1 protein-coding gene and 2 pseudogenes are annotated in these 7,342 nt (G+C 71.7%); 1 reads left to right on the top strand and 2 read right to left on the bottom strand.

Annotated features, from left to right (window positions below):
* Window positions 1-7 precede the first annotated feature (7 nt).
* Window positions 8-3,157, bottom strand: a pseudogene (gene mfd / locus V6V89_RS18105) (transcription-repair coupling factor); the annotation flags it as partial.
* 83 nt (window positions 3,158-3,240) lie between these two features.
* Window positions 3,241-3,697 (bottom strand): annotated as a pseudogene (locus V6V89_RS41735) (transcription-repair coupling factor); the annotation flags it as partial.
* A 185-nt stretch (window positions 3,698-3,882) separates the two neighbouring features.
* Between V6V89_RS41735 and ppc the strand changes: the two are divergent.
* Window positions 3,883-6,669 carry a phosphoenolpyruvate carboxylase gene (gene ppc / locus V6V89_RS18110; protein WP_334620313.1) on the top strand — a complete coding sequence of 929 codons (2,787 nt, stop codon included), beginning with the start codon at window positions 3,883-3,885 and terminating at the stop codon, window positions 6,667-6,669.
* The last annotated feature ends 673 nt before the right edge of the window (window positions 6,670-7,342 follow it).

The following is a 7,342-nucleotide window of genomic DNA, read 5'->3' on the forward strand; positions in this document are numbered from 1 at the left end:
CACTCTCTCATGTCCTCGTCTGGGCAGCCGGGACGGGGTCGCCCAGAAGGTCCTTCAGGAGTTGAGCGCACCAGTCCAGCAGCGCCTGGTCGCGTAGGGGTTCGCCGCCGATCCGGCGGGTCGCCGGGCGGGGCACGCTCACCTGGTCGGTGGCGTGCTTGTACACCGCGTCCGGGTGGTACCGCTTGAGCCGCAGCTGCTTCGAGTCTGGCAGCGCCAGCGGGGCGAAGCGCACGTGCTTGCCCTGCACGGACACGTCGGTCAGCCCGTACGCGCGGGCCAGCAGCCGGAACCGCGCCACCGCCAGGAGGTTGGCCACCTGCTCCGGCGGCTCGCCGTACCGGTCGCGCATCTCGGCGACCGCCTCTTTCAGCTCGACCTCCGAACGGGCGGAGGCCAGCTTGCGGTACATCTCCAGGCGCAGCCGCTCGACACCGATGTAGTCGTGCGGCAGGTGCGCGTCGACCGGCAGATCGATCTTGACGTCCGGCTCTTCCTCGGCCGGCCGCTCGCCCTTGAACTGCTGCACCGCCTCGCCGACCATCCGCACGTACAGGTCGAAGCCCACGCCCTCGATGTGGCCGGACTGCTCGCCGCCCAGCAGGTTGCCAGCGCCCCGGATCTCCAGGTCCTTCATCGCCACGTACATGCCGGCGCCCAGCTCGGTGTGCTGCGCGATCGTGGCCAGCCGCTCGTGTGCGTGCTCGGTGAGCGGCTTCTCCCGCGGGTACAGGAAGTAGGCGTACGCCCGCTCCCGCCCGCGCCCGACCCGACCCCGGATCTGGTGCAACTGCGCGAGGCCCAGCAGGTCGGCCCGCTCGACGATGAGCGTGTTGGCGTTCGGGATGTCGATGCCCGACTCCACGATCGTCGTGCAGACCAGGACGTCGTACTCCTTCTCCCAGAAGCCGACCATGACCTTCTCCAGGGCGTCCTCGCCCATCTGCCCGTGCGCCAGCGCGACCCGCGCCTCCGGCACCAGCTCGCGGATGCGGCGGGCCGCCCGGTCGATCGACTCGACCCGGTTGTGCAGGTAGAAGACCTGGCCGTCGCGCAACAGCTCGCGGTGGATCGCGGCGGCGACCTGCTTGTCGTCGTGCGCCCCCACGAAGGTCAGCACCGGGTGACGCTCCTCCGGCGGGGTGGCGATGGTCGACATCTCCCGGATGCCGGTGATCGCCATCTCCAGCGTGCGCGGGATCGGGGTGGCCGACATCGTCAGCACGTCGACGGCGGTGCGGAGCTGCTTCAGGTACTCCTTGTGCTCCACGCCGAAGCGCTGCTCCTCGTCGACGATCACCATGCCCAGCTGCTTGAACCGGGTCGAGGTCTGGAGCAGCCGGTGCGTGCCGATCACGATGTCGGCGCTGCCGTCGGCCGCCTTGGCCAGCGTCTGCTCGGTCTCCTTCGGCGTCTGGAAGCGGGACAGCTGCCGGATCTCCAGCGGGAACTGGCCCATCCGCTCCGAGAACGTGTTGTAGTGCTGCTGGGCGAGCAGCGTGGTCGGCACCAGCACCGCCACCTGCTTGCCGTCCTGCACCGCCTTGAAGGCCGCCCGCACCGCGATCTCCGTCTTGCCGTACCCCACGTCGCCGCAGATCAGCCGGTCCATGGGCGTGGGCTGCTCCATGTCTTGCTTGACCTCTTCGATCGCCGCGAGCTGGTCGGGCGTCTCGGTGTACGGGAACGCGTCTTCCAGCTCCCGCTGCCACGGCGTGTCGGGGCCGAACGCGTGCCCCTTGGACGCCTTGCGAGCGGCGTAGAGCTGGATGAGCTGCGCCGCGATCTCCCGCACCGCCTTGCGGGCCCGAGCCTTCGCCTTCTGCCACTCCGAGCCGCCCATCTTGTGCAGCGCGGGGTTCTCCCCACCGACGTAGCGGGACAGCTGGTCGAGCTGGTCGGTCGGCACGAAGAGCCGGTCACCGGGCTGGCCCCGCTTCGACGGCGCGTACTCGATCACCAGGTACTCGCGGGACGCGCCGTTGACGGTGCGCTGCACCAGCTCCACGTACCGGCCGATGCCGTGCTGCTCGTGCACCACGTGGTCGCCGGCCCGCAGCTCCAGCGGGTCGATCGTGTTGCGGCGCCGGCTCGGCATCTTGCGCATGTCGCGGGTCGAGGAACCCCGCCCGCCGGTGATGTCGTTGCCAGTGATCACCGCGAGCCGCGACGCCTCGTCGACGAACCCGTGGTTGAGTGCACCGCACGCCACGATGAGCTGACCGGGCGCCGGCGGCTTGTCGACGGTCTCCACGAACGCCGCGCCCATCCCGGCGTCGTGCAGCACCTCGACGGCCCGCTGCGCCGGCCCGTGCCCCTCGAAGACCAGCGCCACCGCCCAGCCGTCGCCAGACCAGCGCTTGAGGTCGTCGACCACCCGGGCGGTTTCGCCGTGATAGAGCGGCACCGCCTGCGCGGCCAGCGCGATCGTCTCTCCCACGTCAGGCGTGACGGTCACCTCGGGCAGCGGATCTTCCCATGGCGCCGCCTCGGGGGTTGAGCGGACCGGCTCGGCGGCGTCGAGGCCGAACGGCGCAAGGGACCACCAGGGCATGCCCAGGTCGGTGGCGGTCGACCGTACCTCTGCCAAGGTCCTGAAGGCGGCGGCCCCGAGGTCGATCGGGGCCTGGGCCCCGACGGCGGCCGCGGCCCAGCTCGCCTCCAGGAACTCCTCGGAGGTGCGCACCAGGTCGTGCGCACGGGTCCGGATGCGCTCGGGGTCGCAGAGCAACACGTGGGTCTGCACCGGCATGCAGTGCAGCAGCGTCTCCAGCGAGTCGGGGCCGAGCAGCGCCGGCGTGAGCGACTCCATCCCCTCGACCGGGATGCCCTCGGCCAGCTTGTCCAGGATCTCGATCAGCTCGGGATGCGCCTCGGCCAACTCCGCGGCTTTCTGGCGGACCTCGGGGGTAAGCAGCAGCTCGCGGCACGGCGGCGCCCACATCTGATCGACCGCCTCGATGGTGCGCTGGTCGGCCACCGCGAAGGTGCGGATCTCCTCGACCTCGTCGCCCCAGAACTCCACGCGCGACGGGTGCTCGTCGGTGGGCGGAAACACGTCGAGGATGCCGCCCCGCACCGCGAACTCGCCCCGCTTCGTCACCAGGTCGACCCGCGCGTACGCCATGTCGGACAGCCGGCGGGCAACGTCTTCCAGGGTCACCTGCGGGTTCCGCTGGGAGCCGTGGCCGCGCACGACGGTGCTCGACCCGGATTCCGCTGAGGTTTCCACGCCGCCTCGGCGGAGCTCGACGGGTTCGAGATCGCCGAGCCCGCGCAGCTGCGGCTGGAGCACGGAGCGCACCGGCGCCACGACCACCCGCACCGGCGAGCCTGCCGGGTGCGCGAGCCGCCGCAGCACCGCCAGCCGCCGCCCGACCGTGTCGGACCGCGGCGACAGCCGCTCGTGCGGCAGCGTCTCCCAGGGATGGAAGACCGCCACCTGGTCGGCGGGGAGCAGGCTTCCCAGGGCCTCCGCGAGGTCGTCGGCCTCCCTGGTGGTGGCGGTCACCGCGAGTACCGGCCGGCCGGCACCATCGCCCTCGGACGCCACCGCCGCCACCACGAACGGCCGGAGCGCGGGCGGGGCGGTGAGGTCCAGCCCCTCCGCCGCGACGCCGCCGGCCCGCGCGCGATCGCGCACCCGCGCCAGCGCGGGATCGATGAGGGCGGCGGAGAGCAGACCGGTGAGCTTCATGGGTTACCCCTTTTGGGCGCACGTCGAGGCCCCCGCGCCCAGCTAGGGCGGGGGGTTGTCCTTTCAGACTATCCCGCCGGCCTTTGAGACATGACTCACGAGTTCGACCTGCACGCAACGTGGTCTCGGTAACATCCAGGGGTGTCGGACAGCGCCGTCCTTCGTACTCGCGTAAGGAGCGCATGGTGACCGACAAGACCGACCACGACGGTCCCGATGCGGCCCTTCGCGCCGACATCCGGCGGCTCGGCACCCTTCTCGGCCAGACCCTCGCCCGTCAGGAAGGCCCGCCGCTGCTCGACCTGGTCGAGGAGATCCGCGCGCTCGTGCGCACGGACGCGGAGGGGGCGGCCGACCGGCTCTCCGCGATGGACATCACCACCGGCACCAAGCTGGCCCGCGCCTTCTCCACCTACTTCCACCTCGCCAACATCACCGAGCAGGTGCACCGCGCCCGCGAGCTGCGCCGCCAGCGCGCCAGTCAGGGCGGCTGGCTGGACCAGGCGGCCAAGCTGATCGCCGAGCGGGGCGTGCCCGCCGAGGAGATCGCCGCCGCCGCGCGCCGGCTCGCGGTCCGGCCCGTCTTCACCGCGCACCCGACCGAGGCGGCCCGCCGCTCGATCCTGTCGAAGCTGCGCGCGGTCGCCGACGAGCTCGACGCCGAGACAGCGGCCGCCATCCTGTACGGGGCCAGCGAGTCCCCGCAGACCGAGCGGCGCCTCGCCGAGCTGATCGACCTGCTGTGGCAGACCGACGAGCTGCGCCTCGACCGGCCAGACCCGACCGACGAGGCCCGCAACGCGGTCTACTACCTGCGCGACCTGTACGGCGACGCGGCACCGCAGGTGCTCGACGACCTCGCCGACACGCTGCGTACCCTCGGTGTGGAGACCGCCCCGACGTCCCGCCCGATGACCTTCGGCACCTGGATCGGCGGCGACCGCGACGGCAACCCCTTCGTCACGGCCCGCGTCACGCGAGACGTGCTCATGATCCAGCACGAGCACGGCATCCAGGCCACCGAGGCGGCAATGGACGCGCTGATCAACGAGATCTCGGTGTCCCGCCGGCTGCGCGGGGTGTCCCTCGACCTGTCGGCCAGCCTCGCCAAGGACCTCGACGCGCTGCCCGAGGTGCCAAAACGGTTCCGCCGCACCAACGCCGAAGAGCCGTACCGGCTCAAGGCCCGGTGCATCAAGGCCAAGCTCGCCAACACCCGGGTCCGGCTGCGCCAAGGCACCGCCCACGAGCCCGGGCGCGACTACCGCGGCTCCGACGAGCTGCTCGCCGACCTCGAACTGATGCGCGCCTCGCTCGCCCGCAACTCCGGCCAGCTCACCGCCGTGGGCCGGCTGGCCTCCGCGATCCGCACGGTGGCCTGCTTCGGCATCCACCTGGCCACAATGGACGTACGCGAGCACGCCGAGGCGCACCACACGGTCCTGGCCGAGATGTACGCCCGCATCGGCGAGGGCTCCGACTACGCCAGCCTCGGCCGCGCCGAACGCACCAAGCTGCTGAGCGACGAGCTGACCGGCCGGCGGCCACTGTCCAGTCGCGACACGCCGCTCAGCGACGCCGCCCGGCGCACCTTCGACGTGTTCGGCACGATCCGTGACGCGCAGGAGCGGTTTGGCCCGGAGGTCATCGAGTCATACATCATCTCGATGACGCTCGGCGTCGACGACGTGCTCGCCGCCGCCGTACTGGCCCGAGAGGCCGGTCTGATCGACGTCCACGGGCACCGCGCGCGCATCGGCTTCGTGCCGCTCCTGGAGACCCCCGCCGAGCTCGACGCCGGTGGCGAGCTGCTCGACGAGATGCTGTCCCTGCCTGCGTACCGGGCGATCGTGGCCGCCCGCGGCGACGTGCAGGAGGTCATGCTCGGGTACTCCGACTCCAACAAGGAAGCCGGCATCACCACCTCGCAGTGGTCGATCCACCGGGCCCAGCGGTCACTGCGCGACGTGGCCGCCCGGCACGGCGTACGGCTGCGGCTCTTCCACGGGCGCGGCGGCACCGTCGGACGCGGCGGCGGCCCGACGCACGAGGCGGTCCTGGCTCAGCCGTACAACACGCTCGACGGTGCCATCAAGGTCACCGAGCAGGGCGAGGTCATCTCCGACAAGTACACCCTGCCGGCGCTCGCCCGGGAAAACCTGGAGCTGACCGTGGCGGCCGTGCTCCAGGCCACCCTGCTGCACACCACGTCCCGGGTCTCCACCGACGCGCTCATCCGCTGGGACTCCACGATGGACGCCACCTCGGCCGCCGCCTACCGGGCATACCGCGAACTGATCGAAGATCCCCAGCTCCCCACGTACTTCTGGGCCTCCACGCCGACCGAGCTGCTCGGCGCGCTCAACATCGGCTCCCGCCCGGCCAAGCGCCCCAACACCGGCGCCGGCCTCGGCGGCCTGCGGGCGATCCCGTGGGTGTTCGGCTGGACCCAGTCGCGACAGATCGTGCCCGGCTGGTACGGCGTCGGCAGCGGCCTAGCCGCCGCTCGCGAAGCCGGCCTGTCCGACGTGCTGGCCGACATGCACTCCAACTGGCCCTTCTTCCGCACATTCCTGTCCAACGTCGAGATGATGCTGTTCAAGACCGACCTGAGCATCGCCCGCCGGTACGTGCAGACGCTCGTCGCCGAAGACCTCCAGCCGATCTTCGACAAGATCGAGGCGGAGTACGCGCTGACCGTCCGCGAGGTGCTGGCGATCACCGGGGAGTCCGAGCTGCTCGACGCCCAGCCGGTGCTGCGCCGCACACTGGCCGTCCGCGACACCTACCTGGAGCCGCTGCACCATCTGCAGGTGGCGCTGCTTCGGCAGTACCGGGACTCGGGCGCACCAAACCGCGCGGTGGCGACGGCACCCGGCGCGCGACGTGCTCCCGGCGACGGCACAGCAGTCGAGCGCGCCCTCCTGACCACGGTCAACGGCATCGCAGCCGGCATGCGCAACACCGGCTAGCCCTCCCACCCGCTCCGCACTCACTTCGCCGCCGCGCCCACCCGGGCGCGGCGCCGCTGCGGCGCGCCGCGCGCTGCGGCCCCGCCGCCACGCCGCCCTCCTCCCGCCGCCCTCTTCCCGCCGATCAAGGGCAAATGCACGTGATTGGATCTCATTTCCACGTGCATTTGCCCTTGATCCACGCAGTTCTCCTTGATCGCCGCGCTGCCGCCGGCCACGCGACGCGACCTGGGATGGCGGCTGCCGCCGCAGGCACGCGGGCCGGCCGAGACGGGCCGGCCGAGGCCGGGGGCCGGGGCCGCTTGGCGTTCGTGCCGCTCCCTACGCCGTGGTCGGCGACCAGATCTTGGAGAGTCACGGCCGCTAGCTCGCGCAGCTCGCCATAGTCGCCAAGATCTCCGGTCCCGCGCCGCACGGAGCGCGCGGGCGAGCGGCCCGGCCCGGGCACCGGGCACCGGCGCTCCGGCGTCTCCCCCTCCGCGCCGCCACGGCGTGCCTTCGAGGGCCCGCAGCGCGATGGCGGTGGCGACCGCCTCGCCGCTGCGCGATGCCGCTACGCCCGGGCGGGCAGCGACCACCGCAGGGCCCCAAGCCGCGATCAAGGAAGGTTGCATCGATCAAGGGCAAATGCACGTGGAAAAGAGATCCAACCACGTGCATTTGCCCTTGATCG

The sequence above is a fragment of the Micromonospora sp. CPCC 206061 genome, from assembly GCF_036906915.1.
In the GTDB taxonomy this organism is placed as follows: domain Bacteria; phylum Actinomycetota; class Actinomycetes; order Mycobacteriales; family Micromonosporaceae; genus Phytohabitans.